We start from the raw sequence: 19888 nt of genomic DNA, 5'->3' as shown, positions 1-19888 counted from the left end.
ACGGGACCCGTGATCGCCGGGTCACGGACCCCGCCCATGCCGAACGCCGCTACTCGACCACCTCGTACGAGACGACCGCCCGCGACGCCGAGACCAGCCGGTCTCCGTCGTAGACCGCCTCCACGGCCGGGGGGCGGCTCAGGAAGCGCGTCAGGCTCGCGGTCGGCCCGTAGGCGCCGACATTGGGTACGCACAGCAGGTCGCCCTCGTGCGGCTGCGGCAGGGTGGTCCTGACCGCGAGCCGGTCCAGGGGGGTGCACAGTGGGCCCACCACGTCGGCCGTGACGGGTTCGCGGTCGTCGCCGGCGGAGAGGTTGACGAAACCGGTGGCGGGGCGGAGGACCCTGCCCAGGCCGCTCATTCCACCGAGGACGTTGATCCCGGCGTCCAGCACGACGATCGTGCCCTCCGGGCGCTCCTTGACGTCCAGCACCCTGGTCAGCAGATGGCCGGCCGAGGCGACCAGGCGCCGGCCCGACTCGAAGTACATCTGGGGCGCCGGCCCCGTCGGCCACGTGGACAGCAGCTTGTCCAGCTCCTCCCGCAGGCCGGTCAGCACGGCGCCCGCGCCGGGTGTGGCGTACGGCCAGGGGAAGCCGCCGCCCAGGTCGACGACGCCGAGCGGGATCCCCGCCTCGCGGGCGACCAGTTCCATGGTGCTCTTGGCCGTGGCGAAACCGTCCCGCAACGCCTCGACGTCGGGGAACTGCGATCCGAGGTACACGTGGCAGCCGCGGACCCCGACCCCGCTCGGCACCTCGGCGCAGGCCCGTACGGCGTCCTCGGGCGTGAACCCGAACTGGCGGCCGTCGCCCATGGACAGGCCCGCCTTGGAGCCTGTCGGCGGTTGCAGCCGTAGCAGTGCCCCGGCCCGCCGCCCGGTCGCGGCGGTCGCCCGGCCGAGACGGCGCAGCTCGGCGGCCGACTCGCAGGAGAACGACGTCACCCCCCGCGCCAGCGCCTCCTCCATCTCGGCAGCCGACTTGCCGGGGCCGGTGTAGAGGATCCCCTCCGGCGCGTGCCCGGCCTCCAGGGCCACGGCCAGCTCCCCGGACGAGGAGACCTCGGCCCGGCAGCCGGCCCGGCGGAGTTCGGCCACGACCGCGGGATGGGGGTTCGCCTTCAGCGAGTAGAGCAGGCTCGCCGTTTCGGGCAGGACCGACCACAGCTCCGCGGCCCGGCGCCGCAGTTCCGCGAGGTCGTAGACGTAGAGCGGGGTGCCGAACCGTTCGGCGGCCTCCCGGAGAGTGCGTTCGGTCATGTCGCAGCGTCCGTTCCTGGTTCGTCGCCTACGGCGGCATTGAGTCAATTCCGCGGCGGATGTGCTGTTTTCACGGCCGAAGCAGGTACCGCTCGCGCTCGGCCGCGCTTGCGGCGGCTAGATCGCGCGCTTACTGTACTTGCGTTCGGAAGACGCGGGGCGTCCGGCCCAAAACCCGTGCACAGGCGGGTTGTTCAGCCTCGACAGGCGCATTGTCACCCGGGCGGACCGCAAGGAGAGGGGGGCTCTTGAGCGGCACAGGCGCAACCGACTCGGCCATGACGGACCGGTTGGTGGACACACTCAGCGGTCATCTCCGGAGCGTGCCGCCCGATGTGGAGTGGAACACGGTCCGGCTTCCCGACCTGGGCCTGGACTCGATGTCCGCGATCGAACTGGTCCTCACCATCGAGGAGCGCTTCGGCGTGCAGTTCCCGGACGAGCTGCTGGTGCGCGAGACCTTCGAGTACCTGTCCTCTCTCGAGGCCGCGGTCCGGTCCATGCTCGGCGAGCGGATCTGACGCCACGCGGCGCCCGGCCGGCTTCGCCATTTCCGAACAGACGGAAGAAAGCACCGAGATGAGTTCTTGCATACCCACCTTTGAGGAATTCGTCCGTCCACTTCTGGTGACGGCCGAGGCAACGGACTACGACACCGTGCCGCTGAGCCGGCTGGCCGCCGGGGATTACGCGGTACTCGCCTGGCTCGACGACATCGGGACCGACCTGCCCGCCGACGTGGAGGCGGACCTGGTCGCCCGATGGGACACCGCGACGCTCCGCGACGTGTACGAGCTGGTCTACTCCACCGCCCCGGGAGCCGCGTCCTCATGACCACGACCACCACCACCACCACGGAACTCCACCTCGATGCGGTACGGCGGCTGTTCGACGCCGAGATCGAGCGCGGCATCGAGACGGGGGTGCAGCTCTCCGTCTCCTACCGGGGACAGGTCGTCGACCTCGCCGTCGGCGAGAACGGCGCCGGCCACCCGATGACCACCGACACCTTCGTCCCCTGGACCTGCTCCTCCAAGCCGCTCGGCGCCCTGGCCTTCGCCCTCGCCTGGGAGTCGGGCGCCGTGGACCTCGACACACCGGTGTCGAAAGTGCTGCCCGAGTTCACCGGCGGCGGCAAGGAACGGGTCCGCGTCCGCGACGTCCTCACCCACACGGTGGGCATGGCGGACCCGGTACTGGCCGTCGACACCGGCGGCACGGACCTCGGGGACTTCGCCTGGTCGGACATCGACGCACTGATCTGGGCGGTCGTCTGCGACGCCCCCGCCGGGCCGCTGCCCGGAAGCAGGATGGTCTACAACCCGGTGACCACCTGGTACGTACTGGACCGGCTGCTCAACGCCCTCGACGGCGGGCAGTCCGGGGACAGCTACCGCTCGATGCTCCGCCGCCTCGGCCTCACGGCCACCCTGGGCATCGACCCCGCCCTGCCCGAGGACCGGCAGGTCACGGTCACCGCGTCGGCGGACCAGGAGGAGGGCCTGCGGTACATGCAGCTCGCCAGCGCCCTGCCGTTGCCGGGGGTCGGCGTATGGGGAGCCGTACGAGACCTCCGTGTGGTCGGCGAGGTCCTGCTGAACAAGGGCGTCCACCAGGGCGTCCCCCTCGTAGGTCCCGCGACGGTGGAGGCGCTGACGGCCACGCACTGGCCCGGCTCCCCGGACCGGTCCATCTGCGACACGGACTTCCCCTACGGGCTCGGGGTGATGACACAGCCGGCCATCTTCGGGCGCCGCACCTCGGTACGGACCTTCGGCCACGCCGGCGGCAACACCTCCACGCTGCTGGTGGACCCGCTGTTCGACCTGGTCGTGGCGGTCTACTGGAACGGCAGGCTGGACGACGTCAAGACCTTCGCCCGCCGCTACGCACTCGTACGCGCCCTCTACGACGACCTCGGACTGCCGCGCCTGCCCCGCGCGGGCAGGCAGCCCGCGTCGTCGCAGCAGCCGGAGTAGGGGCGGACAATGGGAGACTCCCGTACCAGGGCCATGGTCAACCGACTGCCGGGCCCCACCACGTTCGGCCACCGCCGTTATGTCAGGGGCCTGCTGGGCAAGCCCTATGAGGCGCTGCTCGAACTGCACCGCGCCTACGGGCCCGTCTGCAGGTTCGGCGTCGGCAGCCAGAAGTACGTCCTGCTCTTCGGCGCCGAGGCCAACGAGCTGCTGCTGACGGACGCACCGCGCAACCCCAAGTTCCTCTCGCGCGACGTCCTCACCCTGCTGATCCCGGTCGTCGGTGCCAACGCGATGGTCGTCAGCGACGGAGAGGACCACCGCCGGCGCCGGGCGCTGGTCCGCCCCGCCTTCACCCGCAGGCGGATCGAGGGCTACGTCCCGGTCATGGTGGACGAGATCCACCGCATGATCAGTGGCTGGCGGCCGGGCCATGACGTCGACGCCTTCGCCGACGTGCGATCCTGCATCAGGAGGATCGCGATCCGGTCGCTCTTCGGCGACCGGCTGAAGGCCCACACCGACGAGATCGGCCGCGAACTCCAGACCGCGCTGAACTACATCAACCGCTCGCCCTTCCTGCGCTTCGACCACGACCTGCCGGGTACCGCCTACCGCCGGGCCATGGCCGCGCGCGAGCGTGTCGACCGCCACGTACGGGCCGAGATCGCCAAGCGGCGGGCCGAGCCCAACGACCAGGGTGACGTCCTGGACGCCCTGCTGGAGTCGTACTTCGAGGGTGACCACCTCGCCGACCTGGAAGTGCGCGACCAGGTCATCAGCCTCATCGCCTCGGGCTACGACTCCAGCAGCTCGGCGGCGGGATGGGCCGTGTACGCCCTGCTGAAGCACCCCGAAGCGCTGCGGCGCGTACGGGAGGAAGTGGCGGAGGTCGCGGGGGACGAGCCGCTCACGGCGGAACTGGTCGGCCGCATGGACTACATCGGCTGGACGGTCTCGGAGATCCTGCGCCTCTACACGCCCGGTGTGCTGACCGGCCGGACGTCGGTGGAGGACTTCGAGTTCGCCGGGCACGTCATACCCGCCGGCGCCAAGGTGCTCTACTCGCAGTACGTCACGCACCGGATGCCCGAACTGTGGGACGCGCCACTGGAGTTCCGCCCGGAGCGCTGGAACCGCGAGGCGCCGGACTACCGTGAGCCCGTGCCCTACAGCTTCGTCCCCTTCGGCGGGGGCTACCGGCGGTGCATCGGGTACGCCTTCGCCGAGCTGGAGCTGAAGGTCCTCATCGCCGAGCTGGCCCGGCGTGCCGACCTCACGCTGGCCACGGACGCCGTCCCGCCCACGGGTGTCGCCACGATGTGGCCGGACGGCGGGGTCCCGGTGTCGGTGCGGGCGGTCAGGCCACCGGTCGGAGCTCCCCGGTGACGCCCGCAGAGTCGCAAGGGAAGGAACCACCCGTGTCCACCTGGCCGTTGTCGCTGAACTTCATCGTCCCCCCGCACTCCGCGAAGTTCGGCTTCGGCGGCAAGCTGGAACCCGAGGACTACCTGGAGCGGCTGAACGCCTTCATGGCGGCCGCCGAACGCATCGGTGTGACGGGGGCGTTCGTCTACGACTTTCCCGTCGCCCTCGACCCCTGGCTGGCCGCGTTCGACGTGCTGGCGGGCTCCACCGCGCTCGAACCGATCGTGGCCGTGCGCCCGCATCAGGAGAGCGTCGAGTCGGTGGCGCGCAGGGTCGCCGACCTGGGCTACCGGTTCCGGCGTCCCACCCACGTCAATGTGGTCGCCGGGGCCACCCGCTCCTCCCGCGCCACGGACGACGAGCGGAAGGACAAGATCGCGGCACGTGCCGAACTGGGCCGCTACGCCGAGCGGTTGAGGGCGGAGCTCGATGTGCGGTGCGACCCCGGCGTGGGTTTCTCGCAGGTCGTCACGCCCTCCTCGACGACACCCGGCCTGGTGCCCGCCGACTGCGTACTGATGATGGCGAGGCCACGCGAGATCCTCTCCGAAAGCATCGCGCGGGCCCGCAAGGAACAGCAGGTGGACCGGATCTCCATGCTGGTCGGGGTGGTGGCACGGGACACCGAGGAAGAGGCGTGGGAGGCCGCCCGTGCCCTGAGCGGGCCGGACAGGCGGCAGCAGGTGGCGGGCCGGATGTTCATGTCCCAGGTCGTCTCCAGTGAGCACACCCAGAGCTACGCCCTCGCCGAGGAGCAGGAGGTGCACGACGAGCGCCTCTGGTACGGGGCGCCGGCGCGGGGAATCGACGCGCCCAAGCTGGTCGGCTCGGTGGAGCAGGTGGCCGCGTGGCTGCGATCCTGCCAGGAGCTGGGAGTCACGGACGTGATCATCGACCTGCCCAACGACGCCGGTGAATACGCATTCATAGGACGGGTGTTGCAGGCCGGCGGACACTCCTGAACGTAGGGGGAGCAGGTGTCGGGGACACCCCGAATACCGGTGTCGTCGTTTCCCGACGCACGCGGCGGTGCGACGGGCCGGCCGGGCGGAGGCCCGCACCAGGGGGCGCTCGCACGCCACCACCGGGTGCTGGATCACGCGAGCTCCGCCGGGTACCGGTTCGCGCCGGGCGCGGCCGAGGACGGCCGGGCCGAGGCGGCCCAGTGGCTGCGCCGGGAGGCGCCGCACTGGCTGGCCGCGCTGCGGGCGGTGGCGGCGGCCGGCGACCACCGCCGGGTCATGGAGGCGGCCGGGGCCGTGTACTGGTTCTCCGGTCACTGGGCCGGCGACGGACCGTGGGAGGAGGTGTTCGCCCGCGGCCGGGACGCCGCACGCGCGCTCGGGGAGACCGGGGCCGAAGCGGCCTTCCTCAACCACGCGTCCTGGCACTACTCCTGCGTCCTCGGGCGCCGGCAGAAGGCCCGCGCCTGCGCGGTGGCGGCACGTTCCTGCGCCCGCCGCGCGGGGGACCCGGTGCAGGCCGCCTGGGCCCTGCTCCACTCGGCCCTGGCCGTCTCCCCGGTGGACGGCGAACTCGCCGCCGAGGAGGCCGCCCGGGCGGCGGCCGAGTTCGAGCTGCTGCACCACGCCGAGGGTACGCTCCGGGCCGTGGCGACCGCGGCGCGCACCCTCAGCGGCGCCGGCCGGCACGAGGAGGCCCGCCCGTACCTGGAGCGGCTCGCCACCCTCTTCGAGGAGCCCGTCGACGAGCGGCTGCGCCCCTTGGCGGCCCCCACGCTCGCCTGGGCCTGCCTGCTGAACGGGGAGGGCATGGCGGCAGCGGGGCGATGGGAGGACGCCGAGCGGGTGTACCGCCGCGGGCTGGCGGACCTCGACCTGGCGGAGGCCCCCGGGGCCGAGGTGACCCTGTGCCTGGGACTCGCCGGCGTCCTGCGCCGCCGCCTCGGGCCCACCGCCCAGGGAGCGGCCCTGCTGCGTCGCGCCCTGCACGTCGCCATGGCGGCGGACGACGTCCAGGGCGCGCAGCGGGTGCTGCGCGCCCTGGACGACTGGGTCGCTGCCGCGCGTTGAGGATGGTCGCCCGGGTCCCTCCGGGCGACCGCGGGCCCACTCGGGCGGCCCGGCCCCCTTCGGGCGGCTCCCGGGCCCCTTCGGGCGGCTCCGGGCCGCTCGGGCGACCGCGGGCCCGCCCGGACCACCGTGGGCCCCTTCAAGCGGCTCCCGGCCCCCTTCGGGGGCCCCGGGCCGCCCCGGGCTACCCGGCGGTGCGCAGCACCCGGAAGCCGATGTACGGCAGGGTGCTGAGCTCGTCCGCGGTGAAGACCGTCGCGTTCTCGAAGCTCTCCGGATTGCGCACGGTGTACGCCCCGCCCTTGATGACGCGCGAACCGAGCCGCTCCCCGGACGGGCCGGTCAGCTCGTCCGCGCACCACTCGAAGACGTTCCCGGTCATGTCCCGCAGGCCGAAGGCATTGGCCTCGGTGGTGCCGACCGGGCGGGGGCCGTCCGCCTGGGGCGCGTACGCCGCGCGGTCGAACTCGTCGCCGAGGGACCAGCGCAGCCGCCGCGGGCCGGCGGCCGCGTACTGCCACTCCGCCGCCGAAGGGAGCCGGCAGTGGCCTCCCACCCGGGCTGCGAGCCACTCGCAGTAGGCGACCGCCCCGCGCCAGGTCACACCGGTCACCGGCAGGCCACCGAGGTCCTCGTCGAGCACGACGGCGCCGGCCGGGCCGGTGCGCAGCCCGGTGCCGTACTGCGCCGGGAACGCGTGCAGCTCCGGCAGGGACGCCTCGTACCGCCCCTGGTCGAGCAGGAAGCGCCAGTACTGTCCGACGGTGACCGGGAGCACGGAGAGGCCGAACCCGGGCGTGCGCGTGGCAGCCCCGGCGGAGGCCGGCAGTTCGCCCGCCGGGACCTCGGCGAAGGCCGGCACGTCGTCCGCCCCGGCCCGTCCGGAGCCGCCTTCGACGAGGGATTCGTCGTACGTCGTCATCCCTGGCACACCACCCGGAAGCCGTAGACCTCGCACCGTGTGTCCTCGTGCGCGGCCATGCGGCTCGCTGGCCCGATGGCCTCCGCCGGGTCGGCGAACGACCCGCCGCGCACCACCCGGAAGGCGCCACGGGAGGCTCCGACGGGATGGCGCTGGTATCCGGGGGCGTACCCGCCGAAGCGGTCGTGGCACCACTCGCGCACATTGCCGAGCATCTGGTGCAGGCCCGCGGCGTCCGGCGGCAGGCTCGCCACCGGCACGGGGGCGGGCGTGCCCGGCAGGAAGGTGCCGGCCTGCGTCTCGCCCGCCCGCAGGGCGCGGCACGCAGGGCCCGCGTCGGCCGAGTTGCACTCCTCGGGCCCCGGTGGTGATCCGTCCGGCCGCCCGTCCCGGCAGGCGGCCTCCCACTCGGCCTCGGTGGGCAGGCGGTACCCGTCGCGTCCGAGGTCGGCGGTGCGTGCCCCGAGGTCGTACACGGGCCCGAGCCCTTCCAGCCGTGACAGCCAGTTGCAGTAGGCCGCCGCGCCCCAGTAGCTGATCTGGATCATGGGGAAGTCGCCGCAGCCCGGGCGGAGTTCGAACGCGCCCGCCCTGTTCACGATGAAGGCCGGATCGATGCAGTCGATCAGTGTGTGATCGATGTCGTGGGGCGCGTCGCGCAGGAACGCGTGGAAGTCGGCGGCGCTGACACAACGGTCGGCGAGGCGGAAGGAGGCGATCTCCACCTCGTGCATCGGCTCCGCGTGGTGGGCCGGGTCCGGCGACCCGACCGTGAACCGGCGGCCGGGAAAGTCCACCATGGTGAAGGTCCGATGTATGACGCCCTGCACTCCATACCCCCAAGTGCCCATTGAGTGCGGTTACTTCGCAGTCCGGCAGGAACCAACATCGTGTCAGGAGGCCCACGGGGGAGCAAGCCCCGCAGGGTACGGGACGGCGGGTGCGGACGATTCCCGGGAAGCGGCCGACGACCGGATGAGGGCTGATTATGATCGCCGGAATGAGGACCCCTTGCATAACGACCGTCGAAGCTCTCGTCGACTTTGCCGCCGAGGAGTTCGGTTCACGTCCCGCGCTGGAGGACGCCGAACAGTCACTCACCTTCCGGGAACTGCGCGACGCGGCGGCCGCGACCGCCGCCGCGCTCGGCCGGGCCGGTGTGCGACGCGGTGACCGGGTGGGCGTCTGCATGGCGAAGAGCGCCGACCAGGCGATCGCCATCCTGGGCATCCTGCTCGCGGACGCGATCGTGGTCCCCGTGCTGCCGAAGCTGAAGCGTGAGGGTGTCGCTCACATCGTCCGCGATGCCGGGATGCGCCTGGTGATCACCGACGAGGTACGCGCCCGGGAAGTCACCGAAGCGGTGCCCGACGTACCCCTGCTGTACGGGCAGGAGGCCGACGTCGATCCGGCACTGATCCTGCCGCGGCTGCGCGCCGAGGAGAGCGGGAGGGCCGCCGGGGCGTCGATCGGATCCGACGTGGCGGCGATCATCTACTCGTCGGGATCCACTGGACGCCCCAAGGGCATCATGGTCACCCACCGCAACATCACGGACGGCGCGCGTATCACCGCCGCGTACCTGGGGACCCGTACCGACGACCGGATCGGAAGCCTGCTGTCGCTCAACTTCGACTACGGGCTGAACCAGCTCTGGCAGGCCCTCCTCACGGGTGCCTGCCTCTGCCTGCACGAACTGGTCTTCCCCGCCGACGCCTTCCGCTTCCTGCGCGAGCGGCGGATCACGGTGCTGCCCGTCATGCCGGTGATCATCACCCGGCTGTTCGACCCCCGGCTGCTGCGCCGGCGGCCCTCGTACGACCTGTCCTCGGTACGGTACGTGTCGACCTCCGGCGGAGCGGTCTCGCAGCGGATGCTCGACGAACTGGCGCAGACCTTCCCGGCGGCCCGGGTCTTCCTGATGTACGGGCTGACGGAGGCGTTCCGCTCGACGTACCTGGATCCGGAGCAGCTCGCCAAGAGGCCGAACTCGATCGGCAGGGCGATACCGGACGTGGAGATCCTGGTCCTCGACGAGGAGTTGCGCGAGGTCGGTCCCGGCGAGCGGGGCGAGCTGGTGCACCGCGGCGGCTGCGTGAGCAAGGGCTACTGGAACGCGCCCGAGGAGACGGCCGCGAGGTTCCGCACGCTGCCGCGGTACCCCGGTGAGCGGGTGGTCTTCAGCGGGGACATCGTGACGAAGGACGAGGAGGGCTACCTCTACTTCGTCGGGCGGCGCGACGCCATGATCAAGACGTCCGGCTTCCGGGTCAGCCCGACGGAGGTCGAGGAGATCGCGGCCCGGTACCCCGGCATCGGGGCATGCGCCGCCGTCGGGGTCCGCAACATCGAGATCGGCGAGGACATCGCGCTGTTCTACTCGTCCTCGGACACCGAGCCGGTGGACGAGACGGAATTCCGCGGCTTCCTCAAGGACAGCCTGCCGTCCCACATGGTGCCCCGGCACCTGTGGCAGCGCGACACCCTTCCGTCCACCGGCAACGACGGCAAGATCGACCGGCAGGCCCTCGCGGCCGAAGCCGCCGCTCTCCTGGACGCCGGGGCGGGCGACGGTCGCTGACACCGGGGCGCCGGCCCACGGCCGGACGTCACGCCCCGACGGGCCGCGGGCCCAGCAGCCCACGCGTCCACAGGAGCGGCGCCTCGTCCACGGCACAGCGCGAGGACGAGGGCGCGAGGCCGCAGGCGGCCTCGGCGACCCTGGCCAGCAGGGCCGGTTCGAGGCCGCCGACGGCGCCCCCCGTGACGACGAGGCGGGCGGCCCGTCCCAGCTCGACGCCATGGCGCTCGTGCAGGTCACGCAGGGCCAGGAAGGCGCACCCGAGGACGGCGTCGCGGGTCGGCAGCGCGGTCGCGTCGCCGTCGCGGAGCCGCTGGTAGCGCGCCCGGTGGCCCGTGGGGGACACCGCGTGGACGAAGTCGCCGAGGTACGGGGCGTCCGCGAGCCGGGCGAGCAGCGAGCGGTGCGCGCCGCCGACACCGAGGCCGGTGAAGACATGGCTCTCGACGTGGTCCGCGCCGCCGGCGGTGCCGTAGTGGACATCGGTGGTCGTTCCGCCCACGTCGAGGACGACGAACGGCACCGGCGCGTCCGCGCCCGTTTCCGCGTGCGTGGCCAGTCGGCGAGCCGCCGTGGCGACCACCTCGGGGGTGGGCAGCACGGGTACCTCGGTGAGCTCCGACAACGCCCGAAGCCCCTCGCGGTCGACGAGGTCGTCCAGGTGGATCCGGCGCAGTGCTTCGGACAGTGGGCCGCACTGGGCACGCAGGTGTACGTCGAGCACGTTGTCCACCCGGTAGCGCGGCCGCAGCGCCGTGACGGCCGCCGCGTCCCGCGCGCCGGCCCACACCGCGACGCGGTGAGGGTGCTCCGCCAGGCGCACCGCGCGTACGGCGGCGTCGAGGCGCCGGTGGTCCGTACCGTCCACCCCGCCGACCAGCAGCAGGACGTCGACCGGCCGCAGCGGGCCGTCGACCGGCGTGTCCAGCGCCCGGGTGTAGGCGACCTCGGCGCCGGCGAACACCGCGGCGCGGACCGCGGCCGCGACGCTGTACCGGCCCGTCATGCCCGCCACCCCGACCGTGGGCCCGCCGTTGGCCGAACTGCAGGCCCTCAGCCGGTCCGTCGACGGGTCGAAGCCGTGCCGGGCCAGGAGTTCCACGGCCTGATCACCCGGTGCCGTACCGGGCTGCCGGGCGACGCGTACCACCGCGTCCGCCGGCCCCACCGGCCGGGCGCGGCACAACGTGATCACCGTACTGCCCACATCCAGCAGCCAGACGGGCGCCGCCGAGGAGTCCGTCACCGTCATGGAGCCCTTTCTCACGCCAGGACGCGCAGATCGTTGAGCAGGCGCTCCCAGAGCGGTCCCTCCTGTGGTCGGCCGGAGCCCGCGAGCTGCCGTTCCCGGCGCAGGTCGGACGCCGAGACCGGCACCGATCCGGGGTCCAGGATCCGGATCCGCCGGCCGGCGCCGCGGTCGGTCACCAGCCGTGACGCGTTCTGCTCGTGCGGAGCGAACGGCACGTCGATCACGCCGGCCAGTACGGCCCGGAACACCGACTGCGCGAAGGCCGGGGACGGATCGTCGAAGACGTGCTCCAGCACCCGGTCGACCTCACTGCCGATCAGCGCGGCCTCCTCGTCCACCGTCTCCCCGGTGAGGGAGCCGCCCTCGGGGAACATGTCGAGTACGTAGCGCACCGCGCGTACCGCCGCGCTGTTGGCCTCCACCGAGGGGATGCCGAGTGCCTCCTCGGGCGTCTTCACCACCACCTTGTCGGCCCGCATCAGCGCGGCGGCGGTGGCGCACACGGCGATCAACTGCCAGGCGAGCGAGGCCTCGACGGGAAAGGCGCCCATCCACTGGTGGTAGACCAGGCTGACGTGCACGTCCGCGAAACCGAACCGGGCCAGGAGCGCGCTCGCCCGGTCGCGCAGCACACGTGCCGTGGCGAGGTCCTGCTCCAGACTGCCGGTGTGCCCGAAGCCGACCGAGAAGGAGGTCACCCCTTGCTCCGCGGCGAGCAGCAGTTCGCAGAGCTGTACGGCGACGACGATGGCGGGCGGTACCAGCGTGGCCGTCAGCGGGCCGAAGGACTCACGGTGTACGGGCAGGCCGGGAGGGCCACTCACGGCGCACAGCCGGTCGACGTACTGCCAGTGCATGAGCGCCTGGTCCAGCGGATAGTCCCGCGAGTACGGCAGCGTGTAGCAGAGCCCCCCGCCCTCGATGTCGGTGATCCCCGCGGCCAGTGCCGTCTCCACCAGCAACCGGGCGTCGGGCGTGCCGTGGCGGAGGCTGACCGGCCGGTCCACGCCCTGGTACAGCTCGCGGGTGGCCAGGTGCCCGTGCGCGATCAGCGGGTAGCCGTTCAGCAGGTCCCGCCCCTCGGCGACGCCGGTCTTCAGGTGGCGGGCGGCTGCCGCGTAGTCGTTGTGCCGGGTGTGGCTGTCGACGGTCAGCGGGATGAAGTCGGCCCCGGCCTCGTGGAAGGCCAGCGTCAGCTCCCGCTGCCGGGCGGTGGTGGGGAAGCCGCCCCGTGGCTGGAGGTAGGGGCGGTGGTGAGGGGTCCGGTAGGCGTGCGACGCGAACCGGCTCCTGGAAAGGGTGGCCAGGTGGTCGCGCGCGGTACCGGTGCCCAACCGGATCTCACCACTGAGTTCGAGCAGGGCGGAACGCTCACTGTCCAACTCGTCCAGGCGGGCGTCCCTGCTGGGCGTTGCCATGGTTCAAGTCCTGTCGGAGTGCGTGGAAGACCTCGTGGAAGTCGGGCGGGCGGTGGAACACCCGATGGAAGCCGTAGCCGGTGAAGAGCCGGTGGACCTCCCGTGTCGGCCGGTCACCCACGACGAGGTTGCCACCGATGTACAGCAGGACATCGGCCAGACCGCGCTCGGCGAAGGTCCGGCCGATGTCCACGCACGACGTCTCGCCCTCGCCGTTGATCGAGGAGACCAGCACGGCACGGCTGCCGGTCTCCAGGGCCGCCTCGACGAAGTCGTCGACCTCCGTGTTCGTACCGATGTTGAACGGCTGGAAGCCGTTCTCCGCCAGCCCGAGGGCCAGGACGCGATTGGCCACGACGTGGATGTCGTGGCCGATCACACCGAGTACGACACCTGGTGCGGCCCGCCCCTCGGACACGGGGGAGGATCCGTCGGTCACCTCACTGAGGGGGACGGGTCGCCAGCTGGGGCATCGGGAGCATGGTGACCGACGACTTGCCCGGCTTCTGCCCCTGGACGTCGAAGTGACGGAAGCACGAGAACGTGTCCTCCTCGTGCTTGCTCTGCACGAACTCCTGGAGCTTGGGGCTCTCCTCGTAGATGCGCAGGAGATTGGTGTCGAAGACGTTGCCGATCACCTCGGGCGCACCGAGCTCACAGATCAGCACGTCACCGTTGGAGTGCAGGTGGAGCTGCGCCTTGCCCTCGATGCAACTGGCGTAGACGACCCCCGGGTCACGCAGGAGCGGCTGGAGGCGCTTCCAGGAGTCCGTGCCCGGACGGAAGTAGGCGGACAGGCAGCTGAAGAAGATCGACGTCCGCGGGTCGCGGGCGCTGATCATGTCCGAGATGGCGTCACAGATGACCTCGGGGGAGAGGGTGTTCTCGTACCCCTGGTGCACGCCCGGGATCTCCATCTGGACCTCGTGCTTGCGCACTCCGAGATCCGCGGCGAACCGGTGCACGTCCGCCATCCGGGTGTGCGTCTCGTCGAACAGGATCGTCTCGACGACGGTGTCGATCGTGGGGGACGCCACCGAGCGGCTGATCGCCTTGACGATCTTCGGGAACATCTTCTCGGTGACCTTGTAGAACGCCGAGTGGCTCTGGGCGTCGGTGTGGTTCAGGGAGAAGTGCAGCACCCCGAGGCCGGCCGCTTCCAGACGCTCGAACTTCTCGTCCGTCAGCAGCGTTCCGTTGGAGTTGATCTGGGTGTGGATGCCCTTCTCGGTGCAGTAGGCGACGATGCTTTCGCAGAGGTCGAACTCGAGGAGGACCTCACCGCCGGACAGCTTGACCCGTTCCAGGTCGGGCAGCGTCTCGACCGTCTGCTTCACCTCGTCGAGGGACAGGATGCGGCGCTCCTGGAGGTCATAGGCGCCACAGTAGGAACACCGGAAGTTGCATCGAGAGGTGACGCCTATCTCGATCGCGCGCAACTTGCCGAAACCGGTCTTGCTCATCTCCAGTGACTTGAAAGACAAGACTCCCCCGCCTGATCGTTTGAAGGATGAACATCTGCGATCACGTACCTGCTGCAGCATAGATACGGTGTACGTCGGCCCACAAGGCCCATTGGCCGTCCCCGCCCCGCAACTCCCGCCGGGATATGGTCAGTTGTTGCAGGTGAGCGGCGCCTTCGGGTGCCCGTCGCTCGCTGGGCGACCGCCCCGGCCGGTACCCCGTGCCGATCACCGGCGGCGGATGCATGGCCCACACCGTTACCTTTCAAACGAACTGCAGGCTCAGCCCGCAGCACAACGTGCGGCACTTGGCGGGTATGGCCGCATCGACAGGGGGAGGACACCGTGTCTGACGCACGAATCGCGGCGTTGACGAGGCTGGACGAGAAATTCCTGCAGAATCCGCACGAGCTCTTCGGGCACATGCGCGGTGAGCAGCCCGCGCAGGAGGTGATCCTGCCGCGCGGGATCAAGGTGTGGCTGGTGACGAGCTACGCCGATGTGCGGACCGTGCTGACGAGTCCGGCCGTGAGCAAGGACATGCTGAGCGCCGTGCCGCTGCTGGAACGGCACTCCATCTCCGACCAGCCCCAGTCGTTCGAGGCCGAGCTGGCCCTGGCCGGGCACATGCTCAACACCGACCCGCCGGACCACACCCGGCTGCGCGCTCTGGTGAACAAGGCGTTCACCACCCGCAGGGTGGAGCGGCTGCGGGGCCGGGTCGAGCAGGCCGCCGACGAGTTGCTGGACGCGATGGCCGGGCACGACGAGGTCGACCTGCTGTCCGCCTACGCCTTTCCGCTGCCGACCACGGTGATCTGCGAGCTGCTCGGCGTTCCGGACAGCGACAAGGACGAGTTCCGCGACCTGTCCATCACCATGACCTCGGCCGCCCGGCACGAGGAGATGGCGGCGGCCGCCCTGGGCATGGCCGACTACCTGATGAGGCTGGTGGAGTCGAAGCGGGACCACCCGCTGGACGATCTGCTGTCCGCGCTGGTGCACGCCCGCAACGACGAAGACCGACTCACGGACCCCGAGTTGCGGTCGATGGCGTTCCTGCTGCTGGTCGCCGGACACGAGACCACGGTGAACCTGATCGGCAACAGCGTGATGATGCTGCTGCGCGACCCGGACCAGCTGGCCGCCCTGCGCGCCGACCCGGCGTTGCTGCCCGGAGCGGTCGAGGAGTTCCTGCGGCTCGAGGGCCCGCTCAACATCGCGACGTACCGCTACACCACACAGCCGCTCCGGCTCGGTGACGTGGTGATCCCCGAAGGGGAGTTCGTCATGGTCTCGCTGTCGTCGGCGAACCGGGACGGCTCCAGGTTCCCCGACGCCGACCGGCTTGACATCACCCGCGACGCGTCGGGCCACATGGCGTTCGGGTACGGCATCCACTACTGCGTGGGCGCTCCGCTCGCCAGGATGGAGGCCGAGATCGCGATCGGCAAGCTGCTGCACCGCTTCCCCGCTCTGGCGCTCGCCGAGGACCCGGAGACGCTGCGATGGCGGCCCAGCACCCTCATCCGCGGGCTGGAGACCCTCCCGGTCCGGCTGCGGTGACGGCCCGGGCGCGGTGAGGCCCGGCCCGGCGGCGGCAAGGCCGTGCATCCGCTGCCGGGCCGCCGCACGCTTGAACCGGTCAGGCCTTCACCCGGCGTACCGCCGGCAGGACGAGGAGCAGCGCCGCGCTCAGGGCCTGCCACAGAGTGGCCGCCCACAGCACGGCGCCCGTTCCCGTCACTTCGGCGACCGCCGCCGCGGCCACGAGTCCGACCGGCGAGAGCGAATAGGAGCAGACCGCGTCGAACGACGAGACGCGAGCGATCAGCTCGTTGTCGACCCGGCTCTGGAGCAGCGTGGTCCAGATCGCGTTGAAGACGGCGAGGCTGGCCCCTCCGGCCGCGGCGGCCGCCGCCGTGAGCGGCAACGGCATCGGTACGGCGAGACACAGCACGGGCAGTGCCCACACCCCCTGGGCCAGGACGATCACGACCACCGGCCGGCTGGGGGACCAGCGCATCAGCACCGGTGCCACCAGGATGGAACCGGCGCCCAGGGCCGCGAGGATCAGGCCCCAACTGTCGCCCCCGCCGAGGTCCCTCTCCGAGACGATCGGACCGAGCACCAGGAAGGGCGCGTACAGCAGCCCGTTGAACAGGGCGAAGGTGACGCTGATGAGCCAGATCCAGGTCTGCGAGCGCCATGTGGTGAATCCCTCCCGCAGATCGCCCAGCGGCGACCTGGTGGCCCGCTTGACGTAGGGCGGGATCTTGACGAGCGCGATCGCGACCACGCTCGCCAGGTAGGTGGCCGCGTCGATGGCGAGCGCTATGCCCGGACTGGTCGCCACCACGATGAGTCCGGCGAGCGCCGGGCCCGCCACGACACCGATGTCCTTGGCCACACCGATGAGGACGTTGGCCCGTTGCAGCTGGGCGGTGGGGACGATGCTGGGCGTGAGCCCGGCCATCGCCGGCGTGAAGAAACCGGTGCCTATGTTCTGGACCGCGTGCAGCAGGAACATCGCCCACACCGGCGCGTGTCCGATCAGCACCAGGGTGGCGAAGGTGCCCTGCGCCAGGAAACGCGTCGTGTCACTGACGAGCATCACCCAACGCCGGCCGAAGCGGTCGGCGACGACCCCGCCCGCCAGCAGGCACAGGATGTTGACGGTGACCCCGCCGGCGATGACCAGTCCCAGATCGGCGGGTGAGCCACCGACGCTGAGTACGGCGAAGGCGACCGCCACCCTTTCCATTCCGGTGCCGAGGAGGGAGACACTGTGGCCGATGTAGAAGCGGCGGAAATTGCGGTGCGCGAGTGGCCCGAACCGGCTTCCCGCCGGAACCTCCGTCTTGGTGATCCTCATGGAACCACGCTAGTGGCGGGGCCGATCCGGTGCGAAGCCAACTGGCTTATCAGCAAAAGGACTTCCACTCGTCTTCGAGCAATGCCTTGGTCACGGCGGGCGATTCGGCGGTCAGCCGGTCCAGGAACGCCGCATTGTGTGCCCGCACATCGTTCTCCCGGCCCTCCAGCGGACTGCCGGAGGTCAGATCGAGCAGCCACAGCGGCCGCAGTTCCGCCCCGCGCAGCGCCTTTCCGCCCGGGGTGGCGATACCCGCGTGCAGCCACCGCACACCGGGCATACGGGCGGGGAGGTAATAGGCGAGGTTGAAGTACTCCGCGGCGCCCCGCAGACGCTCGTAGTCGAAACCGACCGCCCGCAGGTAGACCGTGTCCCCGTCGCGTACGTACAGGCAGCATCCCACCGGCGTCTCGTCGCCGAGCGAGCACAGCAGCACCTCGGCCCGGTCCCCCGCCAGCTCGGCGTGCTTGCGGAAGGCCTCGACGTAGGCGTCGGGGTTCCCCTCGATGCCGTACCGCTGCTCCGTCCTGGCGGCGAGCCGGCCCACGTGGGTGTACGCGTCCCGCAGCACACGGTGCTCGACGCGGTATCCGGCCTGTTCGAACTTGCGGACCTCGCTGCGCACCCGCCGCCGTCGATGGCTGGACCCCATGGTTTCCAGCCATTCCTCCCACCCGCCCGGCGGGATCCCGAGCCAGGCGTCCGCGGTCAGGGCCACCGGCATCGACCGCACCCCCGCCGCGCGCAGGGCCAGCACATCGGCCGTGGTGAGGTACATGGCGACGCGGGCCGGCCCCGCCTTCGACCCGGACGGGCCCACGGGGTCGGGCAGGGAGCGTACGGCCTCGAGCAGCGCGCCCGCCGCGTCGACGCGGTCCACGCCCGGTGTGGCCAGCAGGTGCGCCAGATAGCCCCGGCGCTGCGCCACCAGCACGCCACCCGCCGACGGGCTCGGCAGGCCCCGCTGGGTCAGCACGTCGTGCCAGCGCAGGTGCGGGTTGGACATGCCGTCCGGCTCGGTCGCCGCGACAGGGACGGCCGCGCGCCCGCCGCCCGGCAGGGCCACATGGAGGCCGCCGGAGACCGCTCCGGCTTCCAGCGCCACCAGGCGCAACCAGAACGCCGAGGAGTAGAAACGGCCGTCGGCCATCCCGTCCCACTCGGCGTCGGTGAGTCCGCCCAGCGGATCGGTGAAGTAATCGGCCCCCATTGCCTGTTGCCCCCTGCGCTTGGCGTTCGAACGGTCCTCTACTAAACGCTTCTTCGGGTGTCCTACCCTAGCGGCCATGGGATCACCTGCTGCCGGAAAAGACCAGTACCTGCTTGTGTTCGGGGCGACAATGGCCCTGCGGGAACGCGCGGTTGTCGCCGCTCTGCGTGTGTTCGACGGTCCGGTCGTCACCATCGCCCGTTCCGTGGACGCCCGCGCGGCCAAGTTTTTCGACCACGTGCTCATCGGTGACTTCAGCGACCCGGAGGCGTCACTGCGGGCGGTCCTGGACTTCGAGAAGGAGACGGGGATGACACCGGCGGGTGTCGTGCCGTTCTTCGACCCCGGGCTGATGCCGGGCCGGCTGATCGCCGACCACTACGGGCTGCCCTTCCTCAGCCACCGGGCCATCGAGGACTCGGGCATCAACAAGAACCGGATGAAGGACCGTCTCCTGGCGGCGGGCGTCGCCACCCCGCGCTATGTGCGGGCCGACGACCTCGACGGGGTGCGGGCGGCCGTCGCCGAGCTGGGGCTGCCGTGCGTCATCAAGCCGTCGGCGTTCGGCGGCAGCCTCGGCGTACGGCTGATCACGGAGGAGTCCGAGATCGCCGAGGCGTACGCCACGGTGAGAGGAATCATCGATTCCAACGCCGCGACCTTCACGGTGAAGAACAGGGGCATCCAGGTCGAGGAGTTCTGCACCCTCACCGAAGAGGTGTCCGTCGAGGTGCTCACCCACGGGGACCGGCCCAGGGTGCTGGCCGTGACCGACAAGTCCCACGGCCCCAAGCCCTACTTCGCCGAGGTCGGCCACCGCGTACCCAGCGTCCACTCGGCGCGTACGGACGTCCTCGACCTCGCGGTACGGGCCTGCGAGGCCATCGGTCTCGACCGTGGCGTGGCGCACGTGGAGATCCGGCTGGAGGGCGACCGGGCCCCCCAGGTCATGGAGGTCGGCGCGAGGACCGCCGGAGACGGCATCCTGGACCTGGCGGAGCGCGCGCTGGGCTTCTCCCCGTACGAGCTCCACGTCCGTTCCTATCTGGACCGGCTCGACGGCGCGGCCCCGCCGCCGCACCGGCCCCGCGGCCTGGCCGCCATCGCCGTCCTGAAGGCACCGCCCGGCCGGATCGCCGAGATCCGCCCCGCCCGCGAGGTCGACGCGGCGGTCTGCGCGTACGAGGTCTTCGCCGCCCCCGGTTCCGTCTCCAGCGCGCAGCAGGCCAACTACCTGCACCGCGAGGGCTATGTCGAGTGCTACTGGCCCGGCGCCGCCGCGGAGTCGGTGCCGCGGAACGCGCACCTCGACATCGCGGCCGGGCTGGGGGCACAGATCTTCGGGATGGAAGAGGCGGACGGCGAGCGCTGAGCGGGCGGCACGAACCGTCGCCCCGCCGGAGCACCCTCATCGCCACCGCGGCTTAATCAAAAGTTCGTGCGACAACCAGACAACTCCTGTAAGT

The 19888-nt window shown here is 71.3% G+C and carries 18 protein-coding genes; 9 read left to right on the top strand and 9 right to left on the bottom strand.

Annotated elements, in window-relative coordinates:
* Nucleotides 1–49: 49 nt before the first annotated feature.
* Entirely contained in the window at nucleotides 50–1261 is a 1212-nt protein-coding gene (locus BKD26_RS24330; protein WP_084901985.1) for a hypothetical protein, read from the bottom strand.
* Between the two features lie 248 nt (nucleotides 1262–1509).
* Here BKD26_RS24330 and BKD26_RS40470 point away from each other — a divergent pair, with 248 nt between their 5' ends.
* The 6 genes from BKD26_RS40470 to BKD26_RS24300 all read left to right on the top strand — a co-directional run bounded on the left by BKD26_RS40470 (nucleotide 1510) and on the right by BKD26_RS24300 (nucleotide 6701).
* A complete protein-coding gene (locus BKD26_RS40470; protein ID WP_179166672.1) occupies nucleotides 1510–1782 on the top strand; it encodes a phosphopantetheine-binding protein in 273 nt (90 codons plus the stop codon).
* Nucleotides 1783–1888: 106 nt separating this feature from the next.
* Nucleotides 1889–2095, top strand: coding sequence for a hypothetical protein (locus BKD26_RS24320; RefSeq protein ID WP_084901980.1), 207 nt, complete (start codon nucleotides 1889–1891; stop codon nucleotides 2093–2095).
* Entirely contained in the window at nucleotides 2092–3240 is a 1149-nt protein-coding gene (locus tag BKD26_RS24315; RefSeq protein WP_179166671.1) for a serine hydrolase domain-containing protein, read from the top strand. Before BKD26_RS24320 ends, BKD26_RS24315 begins: the two co-directional genes overlap by 4 nt.
* Before the next feature lie 9 nt (nucleotides 3241–3249).
* Nucleotides 3250–4629, top strand: a complete 1380-nt coding sequence (locus tag BKD26_RS24310; protein ID WP_084901974.1) for a cytochrome P450 — start codon at nucleotides 3250–3252, stop codon at nucleotides 4627–4629.
* A 32-nt stretch (nucleotides 4630–4661) separates the two neighbouring features.
* Nucleotides 4662–5630, top strand: coding sequence for an LLM class flavin-dependent oxidoreductase (locus BKD26_RS24305; protein ID WP_084901971.1), 969 nt, complete (start codon nucleotides 4662–4664; stop codon nucleotides 5628–5630).
* Nucleotides 5631–5669: 39 nt separating this feature from the next.
* A complete protein-coding gene (locus tag BKD26_RS24300; RefSeq protein ID WP_084901968.1) occupies nucleotides 5670–6701 on the top strand; it encodes a hypothetical protein in 1032 nt (343 codons plus the stop codon).
* 184 nt (nucleotides 6702–6885) lie between these two features.
* Here BKD26_RS24300 and BKD26_RS24295 read toward each other — a convergent pair whose 3' ends face one another.
* Together BKD26_RS24295 and BKD26_RS24290 are read right to left on the bottom strand one after the other, a co-directional pair.
* Nucleotides 6886–7623: an SUMF1/EgtB/PvdO family nonheme iron enzyme gene (locus BKD26_RS24295; protein WP_084901966.1), complete on the bottom strand. Its 738-nt coding sequence runs from the start codon at nucleotides 7621–7623 to the stop codon at nucleotides 6886–6888.
* A complete protein-coding gene (locus BKD26_RS24290; protein ID WP_179166670.1) occupies nucleotides 7620–8423 on the bottom strand; it encodes an SUMF1/EgtB/PvdO family nonheme iron enzyme in 804 nt (267 codons plus the stop codon). Before BKD26_RS24290 ends, BKD26_RS24295 begins: the two co-directional genes overlap by 4 nt.
* A gap of 200 nt (nucleotides 8424–8623) precedes the next feature.
* Between BKD26_RS24290 and BKD26_RS24285 the strand changes: the two genes are divergently transcribed.
* Nucleotides 8624–10204, top strand: a complete 1581-nt coding sequence (locus BKD26_RS24285) for an AMP-binding protein (protein WP_179166669.1) — start codon at nucleotides 8624–8626, stop codon at nucleotides 10202–10204.
* Between the two features lie 28 nt (nucleotides 10205–10232).
* On the opposite strand, the gene BKD26_RS24280 is transcribed toward BKD26_RS24285, so the two are convergent.
* From BKD26_RS24280 to BKD26_RS24265, 4 genes are read right to left on the bottom strand one after another with little or no spacing between them, the layout of a single operon-like run.
* A complete protein-coding gene (locus BKD26_RS24280; protein WP_084901958.1) occupies nucleotides 10233–11456 on the bottom strand; it encodes a glutamate mutase L in 1224 nt (407 codons plus the stop codon).
* A gap of 11 nt (nucleotides 11457–11467) precedes the next feature.
* Nucleotides 11468–12874: a hypothetical protein gene (locus BKD26_RS24275; protein ID WP_084901956.1), complete on the bottom strand. Its 1407-nt coding sequence runs from the start codon at nucleotides 12872–12874 to the stop codon at nucleotides 11468–11470.
* Nucleotides 12828–13313, bottom strand: a complete 486-nt coding sequence (glmS, locus tag BKD26_RS24270) for a methylaspartate mutase subunit S (RefSeq protein ID WP_206603706.1) — start codon at nucleotides 13311–13313, stop codon at nucleotides 12828–12830. The genes BKD26_RS24275 and glmS overlap by 47 nt, the downstream gene beginning before the upstream one ends.
* A gap of 1 nt (nucleotide 13314) precedes the next feature.
* Nucleotides 13315–14358 (bottom strand): radical SAM protein, encoded by a 1044-nt coding sequence (locus BKD26_RS24265; RefSeq protein ID WP_179166668.1) that lies wholly within the window; start codon nucleotides 14356–14358, stop codon nucleotides 13315–13317.
* Between the two features lie 324 nt (nucleotides 14359–14682).
* On the opposite strand from BKD26_RS24265, the gene BKD26_RS24260 reads away from it, so the two are divergent.
* Nucleotides 14683–15903 (top strand): cytochrome P450, encoded by a 1221-nt coding sequence (locus tag BKD26_RS24260; protein WP_241518803.1) that lies wholly within the window; start codon nucleotides 14683–14685, stop codon nucleotides 15901–15903.
* A 79-nt stretch (nucleotides 15904–15982) separates the two neighbouring features.
* Here BKD26_RS24260 and BKD26_RS24255 read toward each other — a convergent pair whose 3' ends face one another.
* Nucleotides 15983–17212 (bottom strand): MFS transporter, encoded by a 1230-nt coding sequence (locus BKD26_RS24255; RefSeq protein ID WP_084901951.1) that lies wholly within the window; start codon nucleotides 17210–17212, stop codon nucleotides 15983–15985.
* Nucleotides 17213–17261: 49 nt separating this feature from the next.
* A complete protein-coding gene (locus BKD26_RS24250; protein WP_084901948.1) occupies nucleotides 17262–18422 on the bottom strand; it encodes a GNAT family N-acetyltransferase in 1161 nt (386 codons plus the stop codon).
* A gap of 76 nt (nucleotides 18423–18498) precedes the next feature.
* On the opposite strand from BKD26_RS24250, the gene BKD26_RS24245 reads away from it, so the two are divergent.
* Entirely contained in the window at nucleotides 18499–19794 is a 1296-nt protein-coding gene (locus tag BKD26_RS24245; RefSeq protein WP_084901946.1) for an ATP-grasp domain-containing protein, read from the top strand.
* Nucleotides 19795–19888: the final 94 nt, after the last annotated feature.

The organism is Streptomyces sp. CB03238, assembly GCF_002099185.1.
Taxonomy (GTDB): Bacteria; Actinomycetota; Actinomycetes; order Streptomycetales; family Streptomycetaceae; genus Streptomyces.
This window is presented reverse-complemented; position numbering and strand designations above follow the sequence as displayed.